This is a genomic window from Sphingomonas sp. SRS2 (genome assembly GCF_000971055.1).
Lineage (GTDB): Bacteria > Pseudomonadota > Alphaproteobacteria > Sphingomonadales > Sphingomonadaceae > Rhizorhabdus.
On record NZ_LARW01000082.1, the window covers coordinates 1 to 24,100 of the forward strand.

Below are 24,100 nucleotides of genomic sequence, written 5' to 3' on the forward strand. Positions count from 1 at the left end.
CCTTCAGGTCGGTCTCATTGCCCGCCGCCTGCGAACAATAGCCGCAATTCTCCGCGCAGCCGCCGGTCTTGATCGACAGCAGCGTCGACAGCTGCACCGCGTTCGGATCGTGCCACGCCCGGTGAACGCCCTGCGCCTGAAACAGCAGGTCGTTGAACGGCAGCTCGAACAGCGCCCCGATCTCGCCACGGGTCCAGTCGGTGCGTATCATCGCCCCACTCATTCCGCCGCTTCCTCCACGCCTTCCGGCGGCTGGTTATGGCCGAGCAGCCGCAGCACTTCGGTTGCCGCGCTGACGAGGTTGGTGCCGGGGCCGAAAATGCCCTGCACGCCTGCATCGCGAAGGAACTGATAGTCCTGCGCGGGGATGACACCGCCGGCGATCACCTTGATATCGCTGCGGCCCGCATCGCGCAGCAGCCCGATCAGTTCGGGGATCAGCGTCTTGTGGCCCGCCGCGAGGCTGGAGGCGCCGACGATATCGACATCGGCCTTGATCGCCAGCTCGGCGGCTTCCTTCGGCGTCTGGAACAGCGGCCCGGCGACCACCTCGAAGCCGAGATCGCCGAACGCCGAGGAGACGAGGTTCGCGCCGCGGTCATGCCCGTCCTGACCCATCTTCGCGACGAGCATCTTCGGCTTGCGGCCCTTGCGCCGCTCGATCGCCGAGACGCCCTCGATCAGGCCGGCCCACGCCCGGTCGTCGCCATAGGCGCCGCCATAAATGCCCTTCACCGGGGTCGGGTTCGTCCCATAGCGGCCGAACACCTCCTCCATCGCCGACGAGATTTCGCCGAGCGTAGCGCGGGCGCGGGCACATTCGACCGCGAGACCCAGCAGGTTCTCCTTGCCGCGCGCACCTTCGGTCAATGCGGCCAGCGCCGCCTGGCACTTCGCCTCGTCACGACCCGCCTTCACCTTCTGGATACGGGCGATCTGCGATTCACGCACCGCGACATTATCGACATCGAGGATGTCGATCGGGTCTTCCTGCGCGAGCTTATACTTGTTGACGCCGACGATGACCTCTTCGACGCGGTCGATCCGCGCCGCCTTGGCCGCCGAAGCCTCCTCGATCATCGCCTTGGGCCAGCCCGCCGCCACGGCCTTCGCCATGCCGCCGTCGGCCTCGACCTTCTCGATGATCGCCCAGGCCTTGTCGACCAGCTCCTGGGTCAGGCTTTCGACATAATAGGAGCCGCCGAGCGGATCGACGACCTTGGTCATCCCGGTCTCTTCCTGGATGACGATCTGGGTGTTGCGGGCGATGCGCGCCGAGAAGTCGGTCGGCAGCGCGATCGCCTCGTCGAGCGCGTTGGTGTGGAGCGACTGGGTGCCGCCCAGCATCGCCGCCATCGCCTCGATCGTGGTGCGCATGACGTTGTTGTACGGGTCCTGCTCGGTCAGCGAGACGCCCGACGTCTGGCAATGGGTGCGCAGCATCTTCGAGCGCTCGTCCTGTGCGCCGAGCCGGGTCATCACCCGGTGCCACAGCACGCGCGCGGCGCGCAGCTTCGCGATCTCCATGAAGAAGTTCATGCCGATCGCGAAAAAGAAACTCAGTCGCCCGGCGAACTTGTCGATATCGAGGCCGGAGGCGACGCCATATTTCACATATTCCATGCCGTCGGCGATGGTGAAGGCGAGCTCCTGAACCTGCGTCGCCCCGGCCTCCTGCATGTGATAGCCCGAAATCGAGATCGAATTGAACTTGGGCATGTTGGTCGAGGTGAAGGCGAAGATGTCCGAGATGATCCGCATGCTCGGCTCGGGCGGGTAGATATAGGTGTTGCGGACCATGAACTCCTTGAGGATGTCGTTCTGGATGGTCCCGTCGAGCTGGGCCTGGGGCACGCCCTGCTCCTCGCCCGCGACGATGAAGAAGGCGAGGATCGGGATCACCGCGCCGTTCATCGTCATGCTGACCGACATCTGATCGAGCGGGATGCCGTCGAACAGGATCTTCATGTCGTCGATCGTGTCGATCGCGACGCCCGCCTTGCCGACGTCGCCGGTGACGCGGGGATGATCGCTGTCATAGCCGCGATGCGTGGCGAGATCGAAGGCGACCGACAGGCCCTTCTGCCCGGCCTTCAGGTTGCGATGGTAGAAGGCGTTCGATGCCTCCGCGGTCGAGAAGCCGGCATATTGGCGGATCGTCCACGGACGCCCGGCATACATCGACGCGCGCACGCCCCGCGTGAACGGCGCATAGCCCGGCAGGCCCGGATCGATGTCGGCGACGTCCTCGGCGGTGTAGAGCGGCTTGACCGCGATCCCCTCGGGCGTGTTCCAGGTCAGGTCCTTGCCCTTGACCTCCTTGGCCGCCGCAGCTTCCCATTTGGCCAGATCGGGCTTGTTCTCGTCACTCATCGCACGTTCCTCGCAGAGTCCTTTGGCTTCAGTGACCCGCCTTGGGGGTTTCCATGATCTCGGTCAGCACCCCGCCCATATCCTTGGGGTGGACGAAGAAGATCGGGGTGCCGTGCGCGCCGATCCGCGGTTCACCGAGGACCTTCGCGCCCGTGCCTTCAAACCAGGCCTTCGCGGCGTGGATATCGGGCACCTCATAGCAAAGATGATGTTGCCCGCCCGCCGGATTCTTCGCGAGGAAGCCGTGGATCGGCGAGGCCTCGCCGAGCGGTTCGATCAGCTCGATCTGGCTGTTCGGCGTGTCGACGAAGCAGACCTTCACCCCCTGCGCGGGCAGATCGAAGGGTTCGCGGATCACCTCCGCACCCATCACGTCGCGATAAAAGGCGATGCTCTTTTCGATCGACGGAGTCGCGACGCCGACATGGTTCAAACGGCCAAGCTTCACGATCAGACCCTTTCGATGATCATGGCGATGCCCTGCCCGCCGCCGATGCACATCGTGATCAGCGCGTAACGGCCGCCGGTGCGCTGCAGCTCATAGGCGGCCTTGACGGTCAGGATCGTGCCGGTCGCGCCGACCGGGTGGCCGAGTGCGATGCCCGACCCGTTCGGGTTGAGCTTCGCGCGGTCGAAGCCGAGCGACTTGGCGACCGACAACGCCTGCGCCGCGAACGCTTCGTTCGCCTCGATAACGTCCATCTGGTCGAGGGTCAGGCCCGCCCGCTTGAGCGCGGCCGGCACCGCCTTGATCGGGCCTTCGCCCATATATTCGGGTTCGACGCCGGCATGGCCCCAGGCAACGATCTTCGCCAGCGGCTTCAGGCCGCGTTTCTCCACCTCGGCACCCGTGGCCAGGACCACCGCGGCCGCGCCATCGTTGATGCCCGACGAATTGGCGGCGGTTACGGTGCCGCCCTCCTTCTTGAAGGCGGGCTTCATCCCCGCCAGCGTCTCGACGCTGGTGTCCGCGCGCGGATGTTCGTCGGTGTCGAACACGGTCACACCCTTGCGGGTCTTGATCTCGATCGGAAGGATCTGCTCCTTGAAGCGTCCCTCGGCGATCGCGCGGGTCGCGCGCTGATGGCCCTCGGCGGCCAGCGCATCCTGCTCATCGCGGCTGATGCCGTGCCGCTCGGCGCAATTTTCGGCAGTGATACCCATATGATAGCCGCCCGAGGCGTCCTGAAGACCCTCGATCAGCGCATCGGTCAGGACATTATTGCCCATCTTCACGCCCCATCGCGTGCCATGATCGTGGAAGGGCACGTTTGACATCGTTTCCGCGCCGCCGGCGACGGTGATCGACGCCTCGCCGAGCTGCATCATCTGCGCCGCCGAGACGATCGACTGGATTCCCGAACCGCACAGCCGGTTTAGCGTCAGCGCGGGCACCTGATAGGGGATGCCGGCGTTGAGCGCGATCGTGCGCGACAGCATGCCATCCTTGGCGCTGGTCGGCATGACCTGCCCAATCACGACATGCTCGACGTCGGTGGGCGAAACGCCGGCGCGGCTGATCGCCTCCGCCACCACCTTGCCGCCCAGATCCGATGGGTAGAAGCCCTTGAGCGAGCCGCCAAAGTCGCCGATCGCGGTGCGCACGCCGCTGACGATATAGATGTCTTCAAACTGAGCCATGAAGGATTCCTGCTGTCGGCCGCCGGTCAGAGCGGGATGTTGTCGTGCTTCTTCCAGGGATTTTCGAGGCTCTTGTTCTTGAGCTTGCGCAATCCCAGCGCGATGCGGCGCCGCGTCGAATGCGGCATGATCACCTCGTCGATGAAGCCCTTCGACGCCGCCACGAACGGGTTGGCGAAGCGGTCCTCATATTCCTTGGTCCGCGCCGCAATCTTCTCCTTGTCGCCGATATCCTTGCGGAAGATGATCTCGACCGCGCCCTTCGCGCCCATCACCGCGATCTCCGCGGTCGGCCAGGCATAGTTGAGGTCGCCGCGCAGATGCTTCGACGCCATCACGTCATAGGCCCCGCCATAGGCCTTGCGGGTGATCACGGTGATCTTCGGCACGGTCGCCTCGCCATAGGCGAAGAGCAGCTTGGCGCCATGCTTGATGATACCATTATGCTCCTGCGCGGTGCCGGGCAAGAAGCCGGGCACATCGACGAAGGTGACGATCGGAATATCGAAGGCGTCGCAGAAGCGGACGAAGCGCGCCGCCTTCTTCGATGAATTGATGTCGAGGCAGCCCGCCAGCACCAGCGGCTGATTGGCGACGATGCCGACCGGTCGGCCCTCAATCCGGCCGAAGCCGATGATGATGTTGCCGGCATGGTTCGGCTGCACCTCGAAGAAATCGCCCTCATCGACGACCTTCGCGATCAGCTCCTTCATGTCATAGGGCCGGGTCGCGCTGTCGGGGATCAGGGTGTCGAGGCTCGGCTCGATCCGGTCCCACGCATCGTCGGTCGGCCGGGTCGGCAGCTCGTGCCGGTTCGACAGCGGCAGGAAGTCGACGAATTCGCGCACCGACAGCAGCGCTTCGATGTCGTTTTCGAAGGCATTGTCGGCGACCGAGGTCTTGGTGGTGTGGGTGACCGCGCCGCCCAGCTCCTCCTGCGTCACCACTTCGTTGGTGACGGTCTTCACCACGTCGGGGCCGGTGACGAACATGAAGGACGAATCCTTCACCATGAAGATGAAGTCGGTCATCGCCGGCGAATAGACCGCACCGCCCGCGCAGGGGCCCATGATCACGCTGATCTGCGGCACCACGCCCGATGCCAGGATGTTGCGCTGGAACACCTCGGCATAGCCGCCGAGCGAGGCGACGCCTTCCTGGATGCGCGCTCCGCCCGAATCGTTGAGGCCGATCACGGGCGCGCCGACCTTCATCGCCATGTCCATGACCTTGCAGATCTTCTGCGCGTGCCGCTCGCTCAGCGCGCCGCCGTAAACGGTGAAGTCCTGGCTGAAGAGGAAGACCAGCCGGCCGTTGATCGTGCCCGATCCGGTGACGACGCCGTCGCCCGGAATATGCTCCTGATCCATGCCGAAGTCGGTGCAATTATGCTCGACATACATGTCGAGCTCCTCGAACGAGCCTTCGTCGAGCAGCACCTCGACCCGCTCGCGCGCGGTGAGCTTGCCCTTCTTGTGCTGCGCCTCGATGCGCTTTTCGCCGCCGCCCAGCCGGGCCGCGGCGCGTTTTTCTTCGAGCTTCTGCAGGATCGCCAGCATCGGGACACTCTGCTCCTTTAGGTGGATTCGTAGGCGACCCCTTTCCAATCTTTGGCGGATAAGGCAAATGTGAATTTGCGGAATTGCGAAGTAGGGGTTTGCGGATTGCTTCCCGTCAGCCGGGCGAACGTCGGCATCTCCCCTGTTCTTCCGGCCGCAGCGCGGAGAAGGCAGAGAGACTCCAGCTTTCGCTGGATGACGTGAAGGGAGCTGGAGATCATGGCGCGTCGCACCGGCACCCGATTGTTCGCAGGCCACGAGCTTCGTGCCCTGCGCAATCGCGTCGGCCTCGGCCAGGCGGCGATGGCGGCGCGGGTCGGCCTGTCGGTTTCCTATTTGTCGCAGCTCGAGAATGACGACCGGCCCGTGACCCCGGCGGTCACGGAGGCATTCGCGCGCGCCTTTCCGATCGACTGGAACGCGGCGCAGGCCGACGATGCCGAGCGGCGGCTGGCGGCGCTGCGCGAGGCTTTCGCCAATCCGCTCTTCACATCGGAGGAGTTCGGTCCCCAGCAGCTCCACCGCGCGGTCGAGCAGCAGCCGCTGTTCGCCGATCAGTTCGTCCGCCTTCACGATGCCTATCGCCGCGCCGAGGAACGCCTGCAGATGGTCGACGACCGGATCGCAAGCGGTGTGCCGGGTGACGACCGGCTGCCGTGGGAGGAGGTCCGCGACTGGTTTCACGAGGCGGGCAATTATGTCGACAGCATCGATCGCGCCGCCGAGGCGCTGGCGCACGAACTCGATGCCGAGCCGCTGTCCGAAACGCTGGTCGCGCATGTGCTGAAAAGCCGCCATGGCGTCGACGTTGTCACCACCAGCGACGATGGCGGGATGCTGCGCCGGTTCGATCGGGCACGCGGGCTGCTCTCGATCGGCGCCGCCCAGCCGGCCGAGACCCGCCGCTTCATGCTGGCGCACCAGCTGGCCCAGCTCGAATTCCGCGACCAGATCGCCGCCGTCGCGGGGCAGGCGCGGCTGCGCGCGCCGGAAGGGCTTCCGCTGCTGTCGGTCGGCCTCGCCAACTATGCGGCGGGCGCGCTGCTCATGCCCTATGGCCGCTTCCGCGAGACCGCGCGGGCGATGCGGCACGACATCGACCGGCTGTGCCAGCGCTTCGGGGTGAGCTTCGAGCAGGCGTGCCACCGGCTGTCGACGCTGCAGCGCCCTGCCGAGCGCGGCGTGCCGCTATTCTTCTGTCGGGTCGACATGGCGGGCAATATCACCAAGCGCCATTCGGCGACCCGGCTGCAATTCGCCCGGTTCGGCGGCGCCTGCCCGCTATGGATCGTCCATGAGGCGGTGGCGATCGCCGACCGCATCCACGTCCAGCTCGCCGAAATGCCCGACGGTGTGCGCTATGTCTCGATGGCGAAGGGGCTGGTGAAACCATCAGGCAGCTTCACCCGCGCGCCGCGCCGCTTCGCGGTCGCGCTCGGCTGCGAAGTCGAACATGCCCGCGACTTCATCTATGCCGATGCCCTCGATATCGGCAATCTGGAGGCCGCGACCCCGATCGGCATCTCCTGCCGCCTTTGCCCGCGGCAGGCATGCGACCAGCGCGCCTTTCCCCCAGCCGGACGCGCGATCGCGGTGGATGCCGACCGGCGCGATGTGGTCCCCTATCGAGTGGCTTGAGCCGGATCGAGCAGGCGGGGCGGCCGGCACGCGGCGCGTCTTCGCCGGCCAATGAGTCGGCTGTTGCCGAGATTCTGCCCTAGAAGGACGGAACCGGCGTTTCGCCCGAATAATCGTAGAAACCCTTGCCGCTCTTGCGGCCGAGCCAGCCGGCTTCGACCATCTTGGAGAGGATCGGAGCGGGGCGATATTTGGGATCACCAAAGTCGGCTTGGAATATCTTCAAAATCTCCAGAATCGTGTCGAGCCCGATCATGTCCGACAGCGCCAGCGGCCCCATCGGGTGGCCGAGGCCGAGCTTCACCCCAGCGTCGATATCGGGGATCGATGCAAGGCGCTCGCCCGCCGCGAACGCCGCTTCGTTGAGCAGCGGCAGCAGGATGCGGTTGACCACGAAGCCCGGGCTGTCGGTGGCAAGGATCGTCGTCTTGCCAGTGCGCCGGCCGAATTCCTCGGCGACCGTCACCGCCGCATCGCCCGTCGCCAGGCCCTTGATCAGTTCGAGCAGCGGCATCAACGGCACGGGATTGAAAAAATGCATGCCGATGAAGCGGGCCGGATCGGGCGCCGCCTGCGCCAGCCGGGTGATCGAGATCGACGAGGTGTTGGTGGCGAGGATAGCATTCGGGGCGAGCACCTTGCCGATATTTTCAAAGATCACCCGCTTGACCGACTCACGCTCGGTCGCGGCTTCGATGATCAGGTCGGCGTCACGCATTGGCTCCAGGTCGGCGACGGGGACGAGCAAGTCGGCCGCCCGGTCGCGCTTCCCGGCTTCGAGCTTGCCGCGCTCGACCGCCTTGTCGAGCATCTTCAGGATCCCGGCCTTGCCCTTGGTGGCGACGTCGATCGACACGTCGGAAAGCAGCACCTTGATGCCCGCCTGCGCCGCGATCTGCGCGATACCCGCGCCCATCTGCCCCGCGCCGACGACTCCGATGATATCCATGATCGAGCTCCCAAACGAGTGTTTGGGGCCTGTTATCGGGCGACGGCGGCCTTCGCAACCGCGACATTCCACTCATTGACGACGGTGACGTCACCCTCGCCCGTCGCCCGACAGGCATGCTCCGCGGCGAAAGCGGACGGATCGAGCCGCGCCAACGCCCAGACAGCCGCGCCGCGCACCACCGCCGCCGGATCGTCGAGCAACGCGCGGACGGGCGGCAGCAGGCCGGCAAGCCCGCTATTGCCCGCCGCGATCAGAGCGTTGCGGATCATCCGGTCGCGGCCGATCCGCTTGATCGGCGACCCCGCGAACACCGCGCGAAAGGCCGCATCATCGAGGGCCAGCAGGTCGCCCAGCTCGGGCGCGGCCAGTTCCGCGCGCGCGGCGAAGGCGCGATTGGCGGCGGCATCCTCGGCGAACTTGTTCCAGGGGCAGACCGCGAGACAATCGTCGCAACCATAGATGCGGTTGCCGATCGGCTCGCGGAATTCCTCCGGAATCGGCCCCTGATGCTCAATCGTTAGATAGGAAATGCAGCGCCGCGCATCGACGACATAGGGACGCGGAAAGGCGTCGGTCGGACAGGCCGCCTGGCAGGCGTTGCAACTGCCGCAGCGGTCGTCATGCGCATCGTCGGGCGGCAGATCGAGCGAGGTCATGATCGCCCCGAGGAACAGCCAACTCCCATGGTCGCGCGAGACGAGATTGCTGTGCTTGCCCTGCCAGCCGAGCCCCGCCGCCGCCGACAGCGGCTTTTCCATCACCGGCGCGGTATCGACGAAGACCTTCAGCTCGCCCCCGGCGCGGTCGATCATCCAGCGCGCCAGCGCCTTGAGCGCCTTCTTGACGATATCGTGATAGTCGGCGCCCTGCGCGTAGACCGAGATCCGCCCGATCCCCGCCTCGCCGGCCAGCCGCAGCGGATCTTCAGGCGGGGCATAGCTCATCCCCAGCATGATCAGGCTGCGCGATTCGGGCCACAGCCCCTGCGGCCGGCCGCGATGGGTTTTGCGCGCCTCCATCCATTCCATCGATCCATGCGCGCCCGATTCGAGCCATTCGTCGAGCCGCGCCGCGCTTTCGGGCGTGGCATCCGCGCGCGCAAAACCGCAGGCGGCAAAGCCCAGCGCCAGCGCCTCAGCCCGGATGGCCTCGCGTAATGCGATCGGATCGTCGGTCACGGACCTCATCTAATGGCTGTTCCACCGTCGTGGAACCCGCACTGGCCTGTTTGGGCAAAGGTCGAAGACGCCAGGGCGTAACCTTCGCCAAGGTTGATGCGTATCTTCTTCGTCCCCAGATAGAGGGAGAGGAGCGCATGGACATGATCGACCGGAGAACATTGCTGGGTGCGGGGATGACCACCGCAGTCGCCGCGATCATCGGCGGCCGGGCCATGTCAGCCGCGTCCCCCAGGGAAAGCTTCGCCATCACGCTCAGCGATGCCGAATGGCGCAGGAAGCTGAGCCCGCTGGCCTATGAGGTGCTGCGCAAAGAGGCGACCGAGCGCGCCTTCACCAGCCCGCTGAACAAGGAGCACCGCGTCGGCACCTTCACCTGCGCGGGCTGCGCGCTGCCGCTTTTCGCGTGGCGCACAAAATTCGAAAGCGGCACCGGCTGGCCGAGCTTCTATCAGCCGCTGCCCCGCGCAGTTCGCACCCGCACCGACCGTACCCTGGGCATGGCGCGCACCGAGGTGCATTGCAGCCGCTGCGGCGGCCATCTCGGCCATGTGTTCGAGGACGGGCCGCAGCCGACCGGGCTGCGCTATTGCATGAACGGGGTGTCGCTGGCGTTCGTGGCGAAGGCCTGATTCGCCTACAGGACGAGCCGACTGGCCCGCCCCGCGGAAACCTACTCCGCCGCTTCGGCTATCTGCGTCAGATAATCGGGATCGATGATCCGGATCTTGCCCTGGGTCAGCTCGATCACGCCGTCGGTCGCCCAGGCGGCGAGCTGGCGGTTGATATTCTCGCGGCTGATGCCAACGAAGCTGCCCAGCTCGGACTGGCTGAGATCGCGGGTCAGCCGGGTGCCGTGGACCTTCTGGTCGGTCAGGCGCTTGAGATAACGGGCAAGGCGCGGCGCGGTGGTGAAGGCGCGGTCGCTCTCGATCGTGCTGTCGGTCTCGCGCAGGCGACGCGCCATTTCGCGCAGCAGGCGGATCGCGACCTTGGGATGGCGTTCGATGAAGCCCTCGAAGCCGGCCCGCGACAGGCGCAGCAACCGGCCCGGCCACATCGCGATCGCCGAGGCGGTACGCGGCTGGCCGTCGAGCACTGCGATCTCGCCGAGTACCGCACCGGCCTCGGCATAGTCGAGGATGATCTCGCGACCGTTGGGCGTCACCATCGAGATTCGCACGACGCCGTCGAGGATGATGACCAGCGACGTGCCCTCGTCGCCCTGCCGCAGCAGCTCGTCATTGGTCCGCGTCGTCTGCAAGGTGCCGACGCCGAGCAGATCGGCGAGCTGAGCCGCGCCACAATCGGCAAAGACGCTGCCCTTGGGCAGCAGCGCGGCAAGCTCATCTGGCGTCATGGGAGCCCCTATATGGGCGATCCCCATCGCCCTGTCGGGAACGGTGCCGATTCGCCCGTGATTCTGCAAGCAATCCGTCGCTGTGAGACCGTATCAGGTCCGTTACGAAGCCGGACCCCAGCCGGGTGGCGCAAGCTCGAACCCGGCGAAATCGAAGCCCGGCGCGACGACGCAGCTGACCAGCGCCCAGCCATCGCGCGCCTCCGCCGCCTGCCACCAGCCTGCTGGCACGAGCGCCTGCGGCCGATCACCCGCCAGCACGTCCGCGCCCACCGTCACCCACTCGACCGGCCCTGCCGCGTCCGGGGCGATGCCGAGGCGCAGCGGCGCGCCCGCGTGGAACAGCCACATCTCGGCCGCGTCGACCGGTGCCAGTGCGATCGCTGGCCGGCTTCGAGCAGGAAATAGATTGCGGTGGCGTGGCCGCGCGGGCCGCTACCCTCGCCTTCACCCGGCGCCCGCCATGTCTCGCGATACCAGCCGCCTTCGGGGTGGGGCTGGAGGCCGAGCCGATCGATCAGCGCGGCGGGCGTCATCAGAACAGGCCGCCACCGATGATCAGCCGGAAGATGCCGACGACCAGCACGAAGATGTTGAGCCGCCGCCCGCTGTCGGCCTTCGACACTATGCCGAAACCCGCTCCCATCAGCGCGAGCGGCACGATCGCCCAGTTCATCCAGCCGAGGAAGGGAAAGAAGGCGAGGATCGCACCGCATAGCGCGAAGCCGCCGATGACGAGGGAAAGGAGGTTGAACATAAGGGCCAGCTTCCATCAAGCTGCACGGGATTGCAACTACTGTAGTGCCAATATAATACACCAATGGAGATTTGTAAGGAGGCAGGTGATGCGCGCGACCCTGATCGGACTGGCGATACCATTGGTGCTGCTTGCGGGCTGCGAGCTCGAGGTCGGGAAGGACAAGGAGGCGCAGGACGCCGCCTCGGTGAAGACCGGCGAGGACGGCAATGTCGCGATCACCGCCGAGGAAAACGGCGACGGCGTCTCGATCTCGGTCCCCGGCTTCGCGGCCAAGATCGACGTTCCCGGCATCGAGCTGGGCGGCGAGCATATGGATATCGACGGGATCAAGCTCTATCCCGGCAGCACTCTGCACGGCATCAACGTCGCCGACCGCAAGGGGCCTGGCAACGACGTGGTCGACATGCGCTTCACCAGCCCCGGCGCGCCCGACAAGGTCGCCGCTTATTATGCCGCAGCCGCGCGCGACAATGATTTCACCGCGATCAACGTCGCCAGTGCGGGCGGCACAGCGACGCTGACCGCGAAGAATCCGGATGGCAATCCGATGACGATCACGATGGCGCCCGACAAGGCCGGCACCAAGGGCCGCATCCTGATCCGAGCCAATAGCGGGGCGTAGCAATGCTTAGCGCTGGCGGAGGCCGGAGCGACGACTAAGGGGTTTCGGCCCGGCACTGGCCCTTTGGCCCTCATGCCGCTAAAGGGCCGCCATGCCCCCGCTTTTCCTCGTCATGCTCGGCGGCGCCATCGGCGCAGGCTTCCGCCACCATATCGGCATGGTCGCGCTGCGCAATCTCGGCCCCGGCTTCCCGTTCGGGACGTGGATCGTCAACCTGCTTGGCGGGTTGCTGATGGGCGTGCTTGCCGGGGTCGTCATCAAGGCGCCGGCCGACAGCGAGCCCCTGCGGCTGTTCCTCGGCGTCGGCGTGCTCGGCGGCTTCACCACCTTTTCGGCCTTCAGTCTCGAAAGTTTCAACATGCTGTCCCGCGGAGAATATATGATGACCGGCGCCTATGCGGTGTCTTCGGTCGCGGGATCGGTCCTGTTCCTGTTCCTCGGCCTCCTGCTCGCACGGGGGATCGCATGAGCGACGACATCCCCACCGGTGGCGCTACCCAGGCCGAGATGCGCCAGTTCGTCGTCGCCGACGATGACGACGGCATAAGACTCGACCGCTGGTTCAAGCGGCACATGCCCGACACGAGCTTCAACATCGTCTCGCGCTGGGCACGCACCGGCCAGCTGCGCGTCAATGGCAAGCGCGCCGCGCCGGGCGATCGGCTGGAAGCGGGGCAGATGATCCGCCTGCCTCCGCCCGAGGTGGCCGCCGCCGCGACCACCGCCGCCAAGCTGCCAAAGCCCCGCGCACCGCGCGATCCGCTTTCGGCCGAGGAGACCGAGCTGATCCGCAACCTGGTGATCCATCAGGACCGACAGGCGATCGTGATCAACAAGCCGCCCGGTCTGGCCACGCAGGGCGGCACCAAGACCGATCACCATGTCGACAGGCTGCTCGACGGTATCCAGTTCGAAGCCGACAACCGGCCCAAGCTGGTCCACCGGCTCGACAAGGACACGTCTGGCGTCCTGCTGCTCGCGCGCACCTCGCGCGCCGCCGCGCATTTCGCCAAGGCGTTTTCCAGCCGCACCGCGCGCAAGGTCTATTGGGCGATCGTCACCGGCGTGCCCGATATCCGCGACGGCCTGATCGAATTGCCGATCGGGAAGCAGCCCGGCAGTGGCGGCGAGAAGATGCATGTCGATGAAAAGGAAGGCAGCCCCGCGCGCACCCGTTATCGGGTGATCGAACGCGCCGGCAACAGCGCCGCCTGGGTCGAGCTGCAACCCTATACCGGCCGCACCCATCAGTTGCGCGTCCATATGGCGGCGATTGGCCATCCGATCGTCGGCGACGGCAAATATGGCGGTATCGCCGCGTTTCTGTCGGGCACGATCAGCCGCAAGATGCACCTCCACGCCCGCCGGTTGAAGGTCGATCACCCCGATGCCGGCGTGGTCGATGTGACCGCCGATCTGCCCGATCATTTCGCCGAGACGATGCGCATCCTGGGCTTCGAGCAGGCGAAGGGTGACGCGCTGCCGGTCGACGAGGTCAAGTTCAGCGAGACCCCGGAGGGCAAGCGCCGCGCCATCGCCCATCAGGCGAAGGACGCGCGCAAGGCGCGTCGCGGCGAACGGCGGGGCCGGAGCAAGCCGTGACCGGCGTCAGTGCCGGGCCAAATCGTCTGGCGATCTTCGACTGCGACGGCACCCTGGTCGACAGCCAGGCGAACATCTGCCGCGCGATGGCCGAGGCCTTCATCGCCGAGAAGCTGCTCCCGCCCGCCGATCCGGCGATTCGCCGCGTCGTCGGCCTCAGCCTGACCGAGGCGATGGGGGCGCTGCTGCCCGACGCCGATCGCGATCTCCACGTCCGGCTCGGCGAAAGCTACAAGGACGCCTTCCGGACATTGCGGGCGCAGGGGCAGGTCGAGGAGCCGCTATTCCCCGGCATCGCCGAGACGCTCGCAATGCTCGAGGCTGAAGGGTGGATGCTCGCGGTGGCGACCGGAAAATCCGATCGCGGCCTCGCCCATTGCCTCGAATTTCATGGACTGGAGAAGATGTTCGTCTCGCTTCAGACCGCCGACCGTCACCCGTCCAAGCCGCATCCGTCGATGATCATCGAGGCGATGGCCGACGCCGGCGCTTTGCCCGAGACGAGCGCGATGATCGGCGACACCAGCTTCGACATCGGCATGGGGGTCAATGCCGGCTGCACCACCATCGGCGTCGCCTGGGGCTATCATCCGCCCGAGGAACTGTTCGACGAGGGGGCGCATTTCGTCGCCGACCGGCCCGATCAGTTGCCTGAGATACTCCGCCTCGCGATCGAGGTCCGGGCATAACGTCACGTCCGTCACGCCGAATTGTCGAGTGACTGGGTGGCCCGAAACAAGTTCGGGGTGACGATCTCTGAATTACTGAGCGAGCAGATCTATGAAGCGTTTCTACAAGACAGTCTCGGTCGAGCAACTGGACGGCGGCCATGCCATCCGGCTCGATGGCCGTGCGATCAGGACGCCCGCGCGCGCCGAACTGGTGCTGCCGACTTCCGCGCTCGGCCTGTCCGTCGCCGCCGAATGGGATGCGCAGGAGGAGAATATCGATCCCCGGTCGATGCCGCTGACCGGCCTCGCCAACGCCGCGATCGACCGGGTCGCGCCCGACCCGGCGGCCTTCGCCGCCACGCTCGCCGCCTATGGCGAGACCGACCTGGTCTGCTACCGCGCCGATCACCCCGCCGAACTGGTCGGCCACCAGGCCGAAGTCTGGGACCCCTTGATCGATTGGGCGCAGCAGCGCTACGATATCGAGTTCGAGATCATCCACGGCGTGATGCACCAGCCCCAGCCGCCCGAGACCATCGCCCGGCTCGCCGCCGCCGTGCACGGCTATGACAGCTTCCAGCTTGCCGCGCTTCAGCCGCTCGTCACCATTTCCGGCTCGCTGGTCATCACGCTCGCGCTGGCCGAGGGCGAGATAGACGGTCGCGCCGCCTTCGACGCCGCGCATCTCGATGAGCTGTGGCAGGTCGAACAATGGGGCGAGGACGAGCTCGCCACCCAGGCGCGGCTATATCGATCGGACGATTTCCGCTCGGCGGCACGGCTCCTGGCGTTGCTCGTCTAGAGTTTGCGCCCTTGCGTGGAAGCGGTACCGGCCCGCTTCCCTGTCAGCTCTGGATGCCGCCCCTGGGCAGGAACCAGCGTGCGACGATCAGTCCCGCCACGCTGAGTCCGATGAAGTCGCTCAGGAAAAGATAGACCCAATAGCCGAAGCCGAAGTGGTTGAAGATCGGCTGGCCGATCTCGATGTAAAAGGTGATCGCCAGCGCGAACAAAATCGCAAGTCGCGCCCGGCTGAAGAAATCCGTGACACGGCTGCCGATCGTGCCCAACGCGAAGGCGATCAGCAGGCCGGTGATCAGCGCGACGACAAAGCCGCTGCCGAGAGCGCCCGAATCCATCGCCGCGAAACCAGAACTGTTGAAGTGGACCGTGGCCACCGGTCCTTTTCCGTACAGCACCGAACCCTGGGCGCTATCCGGCGTGGGAATCAAATAGGTGCCCGTGCCGGTCGGCGTCAGCGTCTGGGCAAGCGCCTGATGCGCGACCGCGGTGGGTGCATCGCCCAGCTTGTTGAAGGCAAGCTGACTGAGCGGTGTTCCCCAGAAGAAGAAGCCCACCAGATATAGCGCGACGCCAGCGATGACGCCGCCGAGCAAGGTCTTGGCCATTCAGGGCCCCTCCGGGTAACAAATGTTACGGACAGGCTAGACCGAAATGGATTGCACGCAAGCAATAGTGCGGTGGGGCGTTGTTGGTTTGGCCTCAAGCGCCAGCGGTCGCATCCGCTCCCTTGGCTATCCTCACAATAAGCTCGGGCGCGCGTTCGCGCTTGCGGAACTCTGGCGCGTTCCGATGCTGAAAGTCAGCGTTGGGGCCGATTAAGGCTCCGCAAGGCCGAACGGCCGCCGCGCCTTATTGGCGCGAAGCCAAGCCGGGCGGATGCCCGGCGCCCGACGTTTGAGGGCTAAAACAAATCAGTGCCCGGGAGTCGTCAGCTTGCGGATGAAGCCGATCAGCCCCGTCTGGCGGCTGCGCTTGAGGCGTTCGGCCTCCAATATGTGGCGGACGTCGATGAAGCAGCGTTCGATATCGTCATTGATCAGGACATAGTCATAACCGTCCCAATGGCTGACCTCGGCGGCAGCGCGCTGCATCCGGCCGGTGATGACCTCCTCGGTGTCGGTGGCGCGCTTGCGCAGCCGATCCTCCAGCTCCTCCATTGAGGGTGGCAGGATGAAGACGCGGACGACGTCGCCGCCGCAGGTCTGGTAGAGCTGCTGCGCGCCCTGCCAGTCGATGTCGAACAATACGTCGAGCCCGCCGTCGAGCATCTGGTCGATCGGCTGCTTGGGGCTGCCATAGCGATGGTTGAAGACATGCGCCCATTCGAGGAAGTCGTGGTTCGAGACCATGACGCGGAAATGCTCGAGATCGACGAAATGATAGTCGACGCCTTCGACTTCGCCCGGTCGGGGGGGGCGGGTGGTGGCGGACACCGACATGCGCAGATTGTCGTCGGAGGCGAGCAGCCGGCGGGCGATGGTGGATTTACCCGCGCCCGAGGGCGAGGACAGCACGAACAGAACGCCGCGGCGCTTGAGCGAAATATGGGCCATGGCGGCACTTGCATCGGACAGGCCTCTCGCGTCAATCTTCGATCGGCATGGAAAAGATCATCGTCCTGTTGCGCGGGATAAATGTCGGCGGCCACCGCAGGCTGCCAATGGCCGAATTGCGCGCCGCCGCCCAGGAGGCGAGGATCGGGGATTTCGAGACCTACATCCAAAGCGGCAACCTGATTTTCTCCGCGGAGAACGCCGCCGCCGCCGAGGATATCGTCGAAGCCCTCGTCGAGAAGCGATTCGGCCTCAAGGTCGAGGCGATCGCGCGAACGGCCAGCCAATGGGCGGTCTATGCCAAGGGCTCGCCTTTTCCCGACGCCGACGAGCGCGGCAACCTGGTCCATCTCGGATTGTCGAAGCAGAAGCCCAACCATGCCATCGCGGACATACTGATGGCGCGCGCCGCGCATGGCGAAACGGTGGTGGTCGCGGGCGACGCGCTCTGGATCGATTTTAAGGATGGCGTCGCCAACACGAGGCTGAGCCCGGCCTTCCTCGACAAGGCGTTGGGATCGACCGTGACGATGCGCAACTGGCGCACCGTGCTGAAGCTGGCGGAGCTGGCGGAAGCCTAGACCACCGGCGGATAATCGGCGGCGCGGGCATCAGTGCGGAGACGGTCGGCCTTGCGCTTGTCGAACGCCTTCTTGGCGATCCATGCGCCGCCAGCGAGCAGGCCTAACGGCCCCGCGCGGCGAATGATGCTCGCGGCCGCAGCGCCCATCACCGCGCCCTTCACGCCACCTTCACCATCCCGGCGATCGATCTGACGGCCCACCAGGGCTCCGATAAGCTTGCCGATCATGTCACTCTCCTGTCCGGATATGTCAGCGAAGCGCGCAAAAGCGGCGGAAGTTCCGCACAGTAGTGCACCCTTCCGCCAGTTGGCATGACCGAAAAGGATGACGGATCAGGACCGCCCCACCATCGCCTCGGGCCGCACCACCCGGTCGAAGGTCGCCTCGTCGATCAGGCCGAGCGCAAGGCCGGCCTCCTTGAGCGTCAGCCCTTCATGATGCGCGTGCTTCGCGATCTTCGCGGCATTGTCATAGCCGATCTCAGGTGCGAGCGCGGTGACGAGCATCAGCGAACGGCCGACCAGATCGGCGATTCGCTGCCGGTCAGGCTCCATCCCTTTCAGCGCGCGTGCGGTAAAGCTCTCCATCCCGACGCTCAGCAGCGCGATCGAGCGGAGCACCGCCGCGCCGATCAGCGGCTTGAACACGTTGAGCTCGAGATGGCCCTGCAGCCCGCCGATCGTCACCGCCTGATGATTGCCGATCACCTGCGCCGCGACCATCGTCAGCATCTCGGCCTGGGTCGGGTTGACCTTGCCCGGCATGATCGAGCTTCCGGGCTCGTTTTCAGGCAGGATCAGCTCGCCCAACCCCGAGCGCGGGCCCGATCCCAGCAGGCGGATATCGTTGGCGATCTTGGTCAGCGCCACCGCTACGGTCGACAGCGTGCCCGACAGGTGGACGAGCGGATCGTTGCTCGCCAGTGCCTCGAACTTGTTCGGCGCGGTGATGAAGGGCAGGCCGGTGAGCTTCGCGATCCGCGCCGCGACATCCTCATCGAAGCCGGGCGCGGCGTTGAGCCCGGTGCCCACGGCGGTGCCGCCCTGGGCCAATTTCATCATCCCGCCGTTGACCGCACCTTCGAGCCGCTTGCGGCAGGCGATAAGCTGCGCCGCATAGCCCGAAAATTCCTGCCCGAGGGTGAGTGGCGTCGCATCCTGAAGATGGGTGCGGCCGATCTTGACGATATCGTCCCAGCCCTGCGCCTTGGCGAGCAGCTCCTCGAGCATGGCGTCGAGCGCCGGATAGAGGCGCTGGTGGACGGCAAGCGCGGCGGCGACATGGAGCGCGGTCGGGAAGCTGTCGTTCGACGACTGGCCCATATTGACGTGATCGTTCGGGTGGACCGGGCTCTTGCCGCCGCGTGTGCCGGCCAGCATCTCGTTGGCGCGGCCGGCGATCACCTCGTTGACGTTCATGTTCGATTGAGTGCCCGACCCGGTCTGCCAGATAACGAGCGGGAAATGATCGTCGAGCCTGCCCGCAACGACCTCCCCCGCTGCCGCCTCGATAGCATCGGCGAGTTTCGCGTCGAGGCCATGCGCCCGGTTCACTTGCGCCGCCGCCCGCTTCACGATCGCCAGCGCACGGACGATGCCGATCGGCATCCGCTCCTCGGGCCCGAAGGGAAAATTCTCGATCGACCGTTGGGTCTGCGCCCCCCAATAGCTGCTGGCGGGGACCTCGATGGGGCCGAAACTGTCGGTTTCGGTGCGCGTGTCGGGCATGGTGCGGTACCTCCTGTCCGTCATGCCGGCGAAGGCTGGCATCTCGGGAGATGGGAGACGAGGTTACCGCAAGAGCCGCCTGAGATTCCAGCTTTCGCGGGAATGAGGAAACGGGGGAAGGCCGAAGCCTTACTTCTTCCGCGTGAAATCGACCGAGACGACGTTCGATCCGTCCTCGGCCGATGCAATCACCGCCGGCGGCGCGTCGTTGCCGGCCGAGCTGTGGCCGGTATCCTCGCCGTCGTCGTCGATCTGAGCCTGGAACTGGAGCGCGAAATTGACCGCCGGATCAACGAAGCCGGTCACCGCCGCGAAGGGGATGATCAGCTTGGCCGGAACCTGATTAAACGACAGGCCGACCTCGAAACCATCGGGCTTCACCTTCAGATCCCAGAAGCGATTCTGGATGACGATCGTCATCTCGTCGGGGAATCGCTCAACCAGCTGGCGTGGGATGTCGACTCCCTGGGCCTGCGTCTTGAACGTGATGTAAAAATGATGCTCACCGGGCAAGCCGCCCGCTTTTTCTACCTCGCCCAGCACGCGGCCGACCACGGCGCGAAGCGCCTCCTGGACGATCTCGTCATAGGGAATCAGGCTGTCGGGCGTCTGCTCGCTCATTCGGTGGGGATGAACGCAGTCCCCCTTCGGGTCAAGTCGTCCGTTGCAGCGCGGCGCAACCTCGCTATAGCGACGCCGTCCCGGTGTGGGGAATCTGTCACACGGCATGAAGGGTGGACCATGCGGACCGCAGCGATCACGCGCAAGACGAGCGAGACCGACATTTCGGTCGAGATGAATCTGGACGGCAGCGGCGCTTATGCGGTGTCGACCGGAATCGGCTTCCTCGACCATATGCTCGAGCAGCTGTCGCGCCATTCGCTGATCGACCTCAGGGTGAAGATCGCCGGCGACCTGCATATCGACCAGCACCACACCACCGAGGATTCGGGGATCGCGATCGGCGAGGCGCTGGCCAAGGCGCTGGCCGACAAGCGCGGCATCACCCGCTACGGCCATGCCTATGCGCCGATGGACGAGACGCTGACCCGCGTCGCGCTCGACATCTCCGGGCGGCCCTATCTGGTGTGGAAGGTCGCGCTGTCCGGCCCCAAGCTCGGCGAATGGGATACCGAGCTGATCGAACACTGGTTCCACAGCTTCGCTCAGGCGGCGGGGATCACCCTGCATGTCGAGAACCTCTATGGCGCGAACATGCACCATATCGTCGAAAGCTGCTTCAAGGGCCTCGCCCGCGCACTGCGCGTCGCGACCGAGATAGATCCGCGCAAGGCGGACGCGATTCCCTCGACCAAGGGAACGCTCGGCGGTGCCTGAGACCATCGCGCTCATCGATTATGGCGCGGGGAATCTGAGGTCGGTCGAAAACGCGCTGAAGGCAGCGGGCGGCAATCCCACCGTCACCGCCGACCCTGATCTCGTCGCCCGCGCCGACCGCATCGTCCTGCCCGGCGTCGGCGCCTTTGCCGCCTGCATGGCCGGGCTGTCGGCGATCGAGGGCATGGTGGAGGCGATGAACGGCGCGGTGCATGGGCGCGGCGCGCCTTTCCTCGGCGTCTGCGTCGGCATGCAACTGCTCGCCGATGCCGGGCTCGAACATGGCCGCACGGCGGGGCTCGGCTGGATCGGCGGCGACGTCCGGCTGATGACCCCCGGTCCAGATTTCAAGGTACCGCACATGGGCTGGAACGATGTCGTTCCGACCCGCGATCATGCGCTGATTGTGCCGGGCGAGGCCTATTATCTGCACAGCTATATCTTCGATGTCGCCGACCCAGCCGACCGGCTCGCCACCACGGACCATGGCGGCGCGATCACCGCCGCCGTCGGGCGCGGCAACATCGTCGGCGCGCAATTCCATCCTGAGAAAAGCCAGGCCTATGGGCTGGCGTTTCTGGCGCGGTTCCTGACATGGAAGCCGTGATGATCCCGTTACACGGCATCCCAGCGAAGGCTGGGATCTCACGCGGCTCCTGCCGTGACCTGAACTCCGTCCCCGTCTCCCGAGACCCCAGCCTCCACTGGGATGACGAACAAGGTTTGATAAAGTGACCATCACCGTCTTCCCCGCGATCGACCTCAAGGGCGGCCAGGTCGTCCGCCTCGCCGAGGGCGATATGGACCGCGCCACCGTCTATGGCGACGATCCGGCCGATCAGGCGCGCAAGTTTGCCGATGCCGGGGCCGACTGGCTCCATGTCGTCGATCTCGACGGGGCTTTCGCCGGCAAGGCGGTCAATGCCGACGCGGTCGAATCGATCCTCAAGGCCTTTCCCGGCCGGGTCCAGCTCGGCGGCGGCATCCGCGACCGCGCCGGGATCGACCGCTGGCTGTCGCTCGGCGTCGAGCGGGTGATCATCGGCACCGCCGCGCTCAAGGACCCCGAACTGGTCAAGGCTGCGGCCAAGGATCTGCCCGGCCGTATCGTCGTCGGCGTCGATGCGCGTGACGGCTTCGTCGCGACGGACGGCTGGGCCGACGTCTCGACGGTCAGCATCACCGACCTCGCCGATCGCTTCGCCGATGCAGGCGTCGCCGCGCTGCTGTTCACCGATGTCGGGCGGGACGGCCTGCTCAAGGGCTGCAATGTCGAAGCGACCGTCGCGCTGGCCCGCCACGCGAGCATTCCGGTGATCGCCAGCGGCGGAGTCGCCGATATCGGCGATATCCACGCGCTGGTGAAACATGCCGGTGACGGCATCGAAGGCGTGATCACCGGGCGCGCGCTCTATGACGGGCGGCTCGATCTGGCCGAGGCGTTGCGGGTGGCGCGCGCGTGACGGTCCGCGTCCGCGTCATCCCCTGTCTCGACGTCGCGGGCGGACGCGTGGTGAAGGGCGTCAACTTCGTCGACCTCGCCGATGCGGGCGACCCGGTCGAGCAGGCGAAAATCTATGACGCGGCGGGCGCGGACGAACTTTGCTTTCTGGATATCACCGCGAGCCATGAGGGGCGTGGTACGATCCTCGACGTCGTCGCGCGGACCGCATCGGTCTGCTTCATGCCGCTGACCGTGGGCGGCGGCGTGCGCACCGCCGACGATGCGCGCGCGCTGCTGCTCGCTGGGGCGGACAAGGTCGCGGTCAATTCGGCGGCGGTCGCGCGGCCCGAGCTATGCGCCGACATGGCGAACCGTTTCGGCGCGCAATGCGTGGTCGGGGCGGTCGACGCGCGCAATGTTGGCCCCGGCAAATGGGAAATCTACACCCATGGCGGCCGCAAGCCGACCGGGATCGACGCGATCGAGCATGCAAAACGCCTCGCTTCGCTGGGCGCGGGCGAAATCCTGCTGACCTCGATGGACCGCGACGGCACCCGCGACGGCTATGACCTCGCGCTGACCCGCGCGGTGGCGGATGCGGTGCCGGTGCCGGTGATCGCGAGCGGCGGAGTCGGCAATCTCGGCCATCTCGTCGACGGTGTGACGAAGGGCGGGGCCAGCGCCGTGCTGGCGGCGTCGATCTTCCACTTCGGACAGCATAGCGTGGCCGAGGCGCACGCGGCGCTGCGCGCGGCGGGGCTGCCGGTACGCAGCTAGTTCCTCCCCGGAACGGGGAGGGGGACCGCGCAGCGGTGGAGGGGGGTCGCCACAGGTGGTGCACCCAGCGTCCAGCCCCCTCCACCATCCTGCGGATGGTCCCCCTCCCCGTTCCGGGGAGGATCATCAGCGCCTATTTCATCAGCACCAGTTCTTCGGCCATCGACGGATGCAGCGCCACCGTATCGTCGAATTGCGCCTTGGTGAGCCCCGCCTTTACCGCGATCGCCGCGGCCTGGAGGATTTCGGGGGCGTCGGGGCTGATCATGTGGATGCCGAGGACGACGTCGGTGTCGGGGTGGACGACCAGCTTGTAGAGCGACCGTTCGGCCTTGCCCGCCAGCACGTTGCGCATCGGGCGGAAGTCCGAGGTGAAGATCTTCGGCGCACCGAACTGCTCGCGCGCCTGCTTTTCGGTCAGGCCGACGCCCGCCATCGGCGGGTTGCTGAAAACGGCGCTCGGGATATTGGCATAGTCGACGCGGTGCGGTTTGTTGCCGAACACGCTGTCGGCAAAGGCCTGCCCCTCGCGGATTGCCACCGGGGTCAGCTGGACCCGATTGGTGACGTCGCCGACCGCATAGATCGACGGCACGTTGGTGCGATTGTCTTCGTCGACGATGATCGCGCCCTTCTCGTCGATATCAACGGCGGCATGATCGAGGCCAAGCCCCTCGATCTTCGGAGAGCGGCCGATTGCATAGAGCAGCAGATCGGCTCCGATCGGATCATGCCCCTCGAGATGGATCGAGAGCGAATCGTCAGCCTGCTTCTCGACCTTCTCGAAGGCGGCGTTAAAGACGAACTCGATGCCCTTCTGGGTCGATATCTGGAACAGCCGGTCGCGGATCTGCTCGTCATAGCCACGCAATATCTGGTCCGACCGGTTGACCACGGTCACCTTGCTACCGAGCGCATGAAAGATGCCCGCGAACTCGTTGGCGATATAGCCCGCGCCCGCGATCACCACCCGCTTGGGCAGGTCGTCGATGTAGAAAACCTCATTAGAGGTGATCCCGAACTCCGCGCCGGGCACCTTGGGCACCACCGGCCAGGCCCCGGTCGCGATCAGGATGAACTTGGCCGTGACCTTGCGGCCGCTCGCCAGGGTGACTTCGTTCGCGCCCGTGATCGTCGCGCGCTCCTTGAAGATCTCGACCTTATTGTTGTCGAGCGTGTTCGTATAAAGTCCCTCGATCCGGTCGACATCGGCGTTCACATTGTCGCGCAGAACCTTCCAGTCGAAGCTCGTCTCGCCCAGCGTCCAGCCGTAGCGCGCGGCATCGTGCAGGTCCTCGGCGAAGTGCGAGCCATAAACGAGCATCTTCTTGGGCACGCAGCCGCGGATCACGCAGGTGCCGCCGATACGATGCTCCTCGGCCACCGCTACCTTCGCACCATAGGCCGCCGCCACCCGCGAGGCGCGCACCCCGCCCGATCCCGCACCGATTACGAACAGGTCAAAATCATAGTCGGCCATCGGTGATCGTTCCTTGTACATCCGTTGGCGCTGATAT

Annotated in this window: 26 protein-coding genes and 2 pseudogenes; 12 read left to right on the forward strand and 16 right to left on the reverse strand. The window is 65.9% G+C overall.

Annotated elements, in window-relative coordinates:
- From WP12_RS10025 to WP12_RS10045, 5 genes and pseudogenes are all read right to left on the reverse strand, one after another.
- A pseudogene (locus tag WP12_RS10025) lies at nucleotides 1–211 on the reverse strand (biotin synthase BioB); the annotation flags it as partial.
- An 8-nt stretch (nucleotides 212–219) separates the two neighbouring features.
- Complete coding sequence (gene scpA, locus WP12_RS10030; protein WP_046193577.1) at nucleotides 220–2,373, reverse strand: methylmalonyl-CoA mutase; 2,154 nt, start codon at nucleotides 2,371–2,373, stop codon at nucleotides 220–222.
- A 28-nt stretch (nucleotides 2,374–2,401) separates the two neighbouring features.
- On the reverse strand, nucleotides 2,402–2,821 hold the full coding sequence (mce, locus tag WP12_RS10035; protein WP_046193578.1) for a methylmalonyl-CoA epimerase: 420 nt from the start codon (nucleotides 2,819–2,821) through the stop codon (nucleotides 2,402–2,404).
- A 2-nt stretch (nucleotides 2,822–2,823) separates the two neighbouring features.
- Nucleotides 2,824–4,014 (reverse strand): beta-ketothiolase BktB, encoded by a 1,191-nt coding sequence (gene bktB, locus WP12_RS10040; protein WP_046193579.1) that lies wholly within the window; start codon nucleotides 4,012–4,014, stop codon nucleotides 2,824–2,826.
- Between the two features lie 26 nt (nucleotides 4,015–4,040).
- Nucleotides 4,041–5,573, reverse strand: a complete 1,533-nt coding sequence (locus WP12_RS10045) for an acyl-CoA carboxylase subunit beta (protein WP_046193580.1) — start codon at nucleotides 5,571–5,573, stop codon at nucleotides 4,041–4,043.
- A 219-nt stretch (nucleotides 5,574–5,792) separates the two neighbouring features.
- Between WP12_RS10045 and WP12_RS10055 the strand changes: the two genes are divergently transcribed.
- Nucleotides 5,793–7,211 carry a helix-turn-helix domain-containing protein gene (locus WP12_RS10055; RefSeq protein ID WP_046193582.1) on the forward strand — a complete coding sequence of 473 codons (1,419 nt, stop codon included), beginning with the start codon at nucleotides 5,793–5,795 and terminating at the stop codon, nucleotides 7,209–7,211.
- A 79-nt stretch (nucleotides 7,212–7,290) separates the two neighbouring features.
- Here the strand turns inward: WP12_RS10055 and WP12_RS10060 are convergent, their stop codons facing one another.
- Together WP12_RS10060 and queG are read right to left on the reverse strand one after the other, a co-directional pair.
- The gene (locus WP12_RS10060) at nucleotides 7,291–8,160 is read right to left on the reverse strand and encodes a 3-hydroxyacyl-CoA dehydrogenase family protein (protein WP_046193583.1); all 870 of its coding nucleotides are present in this window, start codon (nucleotides 8,158–8,160) and stop codon (nucleotides 7,291–7,293) included.
- A 32-nt stretch (nucleotides 8,161–8,192) separates the two neighbouring features.
- Entirely contained in the window at nucleotides 8,193–9,341 is a 1,149-nt protein-coding gene (queG, locus tag WP12_RS10065; protein ID WP_084691075.1) for a tRNA epoxyqueuosine(34) reductase QueG, read from the reverse strand.
- 143 nt (nucleotides 9,342–9,484) lie between these two features.
- Between queG and msrB the strand changes: the two genes are divergently transcribed.
- Nucleotides 9,485–9,973 carry a peptide-methionine (R)-S-oxide reductase MsrB gene (gene msrB, locus WP12_RS10070; protein ID WP_046193629.1) on the forward strand — a complete coding sequence of 163 codons (489 nt, stop codon included), beginning with the start codon at nucleotides 9,485–9,487 and terminating at the stop codon, nucleotides 9,971–9,973.
- Nucleotides 9,974–10,014: 41 nt separating this feature from the next.
- On the opposite strand, the gene WP12_RS10075 is transcribed toward msrB, so the two are convergent.
- The 3 genes and pseudogenes from WP12_RS10075 to WP12_RS10085 form a co-directional block, all read right to left on the reverse strand.
- On the reverse strand, nucleotides 10,015–10,701 hold the full coding sequence (locus WP12_RS10075; RefSeq protein ID WP_046193585.1) for a Crp/Fnr family transcriptional regulator: 687 nt from the start codon (nucleotides 10,699–10,701) through the stop codon (nucleotides 10,015–10,017).
- Between the two features lie 102 nt (nucleotides 10,702–10,803).
- Nucleotides 10,804–11,237, reverse strand: a pseudogene (locus WP12_RS10080) (cupin domain-containing protein).
- A complete protein-coding gene (locus WP12_RS10085; RefSeq protein ID WP_046193586.1) occupies nucleotides 11,237–11,458 on the reverse strand; it encodes a hypothetical protein in 222 nt (73 codons plus the stop codon). Before WP12_RS10085 ends, WP12_RS10080 begins: the two are co-directional and overlap by 1 nt.
- A gap of 88 nt (nucleotides 11,459–11,546) precedes the next feature.
- On the opposite strand from WP12_RS10085, the gene WP12_RS10090 reads away from it, so the two are divergent.
- The 5 genes from WP12_RS10090 (at nucleotide 11,547) to WP12_RS10110 (ending at nucleotide 15,158) form a co-directional block, all read left to right on the forward strand.
- Nucleotides 11,547–12,083 (forward strand): hypothetical protein, encoded by a 537-nt coding sequence (locus tag WP12_RS10090; protein ID WP_046193587.1) that lies wholly within the window; start codon nucleotides 11,547–11,549, stop codon nucleotides 12,081–12,083.
- Between the two features lie 91 nt (nucleotides 12,084–12,174).
- Complete coding sequence (gene crcB / locus WP12_RS10095; RefSeq protein WP_046193588.1) at nucleotides 12,175–12,552, forward strand: fluoride efflux transporter CrcB; 378 nt, start codon at nucleotides 12,175–12,177, stop codon at nucleotides 12,550–12,552.
- Nucleotides 12,549–13,685 (forward strand): RluA family pseudouridine synthase, encoded by a 1,137-nt coding sequence (locus tag WP12_RS10100; RefSeq protein ID WP_046193589.1) that lies wholly within the window; start codon nucleotides 12,549–12,551, stop codon nucleotides 13,683–13,685. Before crcB ends, WP12_RS10100 begins: the two co-directional genes overlap by 4 nt.
- Nucleotides 13,682–14,374 (forward strand): HAD hydrolase-like protein, encoded by a 693-nt coding sequence (locus WP12_RS10105; protein ID WP_046193590.1) that lies wholly within the window; start codon nucleotides 13,682–13,684, stop codon nucleotides 14,372–14,374. Before WP12_RS10100 ends, WP12_RS10105 begins: the two co-directional genes overlap by 4 nt.
- Before the next feature lie 91 nt (nucleotides 14,375–14,465).
- On the forward strand, nucleotides 14,466–15,158 hold the full coding sequence (locus WP12_RS10110; RefSeq protein WP_046193591.1) for an ATP12 family chaperone protein: 693 nt from the start codon (nucleotides 14,466–14,468) through the stop codon (nucleotides 15,156–15,158).
- 43 nt (nucleotides 15,159–15,201) lie between these two features.
- Here the strand turns inward: WP12_RS10110 and WP12_RS10115 are convergent, their stop codons facing one another.
- Nucleotides 15,202–15,765 (reverse strand): hypothetical protein, encoded by a 564-nt coding sequence (locus WP12_RS10115; protein ID WP_046193592.1) that lies wholly within the window; start codon nucleotides 15,763–15,765, stop codon nucleotides 15,202–15,204.
- Between the two features lie 306 nt (nucleotides 15,766–16,071).
- Entirely contained in the window at nucleotides 16,072–16,713 is a 642-nt protein-coding gene (gene gmk / locus WP12_RS10120) for a guanylate kinase (protein ID WP_046193593.1), read from the reverse strand.
- 47 nt (nucleotides 16,714–16,760) lie between these two features.
- On the opposite strand from gmk, the gene WP12_RS10125 reads away from it, so the two are divergent.
- Entirely contained in the window at nucleotides 16,761–17,294 is a 534-nt protein-coding gene (locus WP12_RS10125) for a DUF1697 domain-containing protein (RefSeq protein ID WP_046193594.1), read from the forward strand.
- Here WP12_RS10125 and WP12_RS10130 read toward each other — a convergent pair.
- The 3 genes from WP12_RS10130 to WP12_RS10140 form a co-directional block, all read right to left on the reverse strand.
- Complete coding sequence (locus tag WP12_RS10130; protein ID WP_046193595.1) at nucleotides 17,291–17,524, reverse strand: hypothetical protein; 234 nt, start codon at nucleotides 17,522–17,524, stop codon at nucleotides 17,291–17,293. The two genes, WP12_RS10125 and WP12_RS10130, sit on opposite strands and share 4 nt — an antisense overlap.
- A 105-nt stretch (nucleotides 17,525–17,629) precedes the next feature.
- Nucleotides 17,630–19,024 carry a class II fumarate hydratase gene (gene fumC / locus WP12_RS10135; protein WP_046193596.1) on the reverse strand — a complete coding sequence of 465 codons (1,395 nt, stop codon included), beginning with the start codon at nucleotides 19,022–19,024 and terminating at the stop codon, nucleotides 17,630–17,632.
- A gap of 129 nt (nucleotides 19,025–19,153) precedes the next feature.
- Entirely contained in the window at nucleotides 19,154–19,645 is a 492-nt protein-coding gene (locus tag WP12_RS10140) for an SspB family protein (protein WP_046193630.1), read from the reverse strand.
- A 120-nt stretch (nucleotides 19,646–19,765) separates the two neighbouring features.
- Here WP12_RS10140 and hisB point away from each other — a divergent pair, with 120 nt between their 5' ends.
- The 4 genes from hisB to hisF all read left to right on the forward strand — a co-directional run bounded on the left by hisB (nucleotide 19,766) and on the right by hisF (nucleotide 22,583).
- Nucleotides 19,766–20,362: an imidazoleglycerol-phosphate dehydratase HisB gene (gene hisB, locus WP12_RS10145; RefSeq protein ID WP_046193631.1), complete on the forward strand. Its 597-nt coding sequence runs from the start codon at nucleotides 19,766–19,768 to the stop codon at nucleotides 20,360–20,362.
- Entirely contained in the window at nucleotides 20,355–20,969 is a 615-nt protein-coding gene (hisH, locus tag WP12_RS10150; RefSeq protein ID WP_046193597.1) for an imidazole glycerol phosphate synthase subunit HisH, read from the forward strand. Before hisB ends, hisH begins: the two co-directional genes overlap by 8 nt.
- Nucleotides 20,970–21,093: 124 nt before the next feature.
- Nucleotides 21,094–21,825 carry a 1-(5-phosphoribosyl)-5-[(5-phosphoribosylamino)methylideneamino]imidazole-4-carboxamide isomerase gene (gene hisA / locus WP12_RS10155; protein WP_046193598.1) on the forward strand — a complete coding sequence of 244 codons (732 nt, stop codon included), beginning with the start codon at nucleotides 21,094–21,096 and terminating at the stop codon, nucleotides 21,823–21,825.
- On the forward strand, nucleotides 21,822–22,583 hold the full coding sequence (gene hisF, locus WP12_RS10160; RefSeq protein WP_046193599.1) for an imidazole glycerol phosphate synthase subunit HisF: 762 nt from the start codon (nucleotides 21,822–21,824) through the stop codon (nucleotides 22,581–22,583). The genes hisA and hisF overlap by 4 nt, the downstream gene beginning before the upstream one ends.
- 133 nt (nucleotides 22,584–22,716) lie before the next feature.
- On the opposite strand, the gene gorA is transcribed toward hisF, so the two are convergent.
- Nucleotides 22,717–24,063: a glutathione-disulfide reductase gene (gorA, locus tag WP12_RS10165; RefSeq protein ID WP_046193632.1), complete on the reverse strand. Its 1,347-nt coding sequence runs from the start codon at nucleotides 24,061–24,063 to the stop codon at nucleotides 22,717–22,719.
- Between the last annotated feature and the right edge of the window lie 37 nt (nucleotides 24,064–24,100).

Bases quoted from the DNA above. Each gene is read 5' to 3' on its own strand.
- scpA (WP_046193577.1), bottom strand. From the start codon at position 2,373: ATGAGTGACGAGAACAAGCCCGATCTGGCCAAATGGGAAGCTGCGGCG.
- bktB (WP_046193579.1), bottom strand. From the start codon at position 4,014: ATGGCTCAGTTTGAAGACATCTATATCGTCAGCGGCGTGCGCACCGCG.
- WP12_RS10045 (WP_046193580.1), bottom strand. From the start codon at position 5,573: ATGCTGGCGATCCTGCAGAAGCTCGAAGAAAAACGCGCCGCGGCCCGG.
- WP12_RS10055 (WP_046193582.1), top strand. From the start codon at position 5,793: ATGGCGCGTCGCACCGGCACCCGATTGTTCGCAGGCCACGAGCTTCGT.
- WP12_RS10060 (WP_046193583.1), bottom strand. From the start codon at position 8,160: ATGGATATCATCGGAGTCGTCGGCGCGGGGCAGATGGGCGCGGGTATC.
- msrB (WP_046193629.1), top strand. From the start codon at position 9,485: ATGATCGACCGGAGAACATTGCTGGGTGCGGGGATGACCACCGCAGTC.
- WP12_RS10075 (WP_046193585.1), bottom strand. From the start codon at position 10,701: ATGACGCCAGATGAGCTTGCCGCGCTGCTGCCCAAGGGCAGCGTCTTT.
- WP12_RS10085 (WP_046193586.1), bottom strand. From the start codon at position 11,458: ATGTTCAACCTCCTTTCCCTCGTCATCGGCGGCTTCGCGCTATGCGGT.
- WP12_RS10090 (WP_046193587.1), top strand. From the start codon at position 11,547: ATGCGCGCGACCCTGATCGGACTGGCGATACCATTGGTGCTGCTTGCG.
- crcB (WP_046193588.1), top strand. From the start codon at position 12,175: ATGCCCCCGCTTTTCCTCGTCATGCTCGGCGGCGCCATCGGCGCAGGC.
- WP12_RS10100 (WP_046193589.1), top strand. From the start codon at position 12,549: ATGAGCGACGACATCCCCACCGGTGGCGCTACCCAGGCCGAGATGCGC.
- WP12_RS10110 (WP_046193591.1), top strand. From the start codon at position 14,466: ATGAAGCGTTTCTACAAGACAGTCTCGGTCGAGCAACTGGACGGCGGC.
- WP12_RS10115 (WP_046193592.1), bottom strand. From the start codon at position 15,765: ATGGCCAAGACCTTGCTCGGCGGCGTCATCGCTGGCGTCGCGCTATAT.
- gmk (WP_046193593.1), bottom strand. From the start codon at position 16,713: ATGGCCCATATTTCGCTCAAGCGCCGCGGCGTTCTGTTCGTGCTGTCC.
- WP12_RS10125 (WP_046193594.1), top strand. From the start codon at position 16,761: ATGGAAAAGATCATCGTCCTGTTGCGCGGGATAAATGTCGGCGGCCAC.
- WP12_RS10130 (WP_046193595.1), bottom strand. From the start codon at position 17,524: ATGATCGGCAAGCTTATCGGAGCCCTGGTGGGCCGTCAGATCGATCGC.
- fumC (WP_046193596.1), bottom strand. From the start codon at position 19,024: ATGCCCGACACGCGCACCGAAACCGACAGTTTCGGCCCCATCGAGGTC.
- WP12_RS10140 (WP_046193630.1), bottom strand. From the start codon at position 19,645: ATGAGCGAGCAGACGCCCGACAGCCTGATTCCCTATGACGAGATCGTC.
- hisB (WP_046193631.1), top strand. From the start codon at position 19,766: ATGCGGACCGCAGCGATCACGCGCAAGACGAGCGAGACCGACATTTCG.
- gorA (WP_046193632.1), bottom strand. From the start codon at position 24,063: ATGGCCGACTATGATTTTGACCTGTTCGTAATCGGTGCGGGATCGGGC.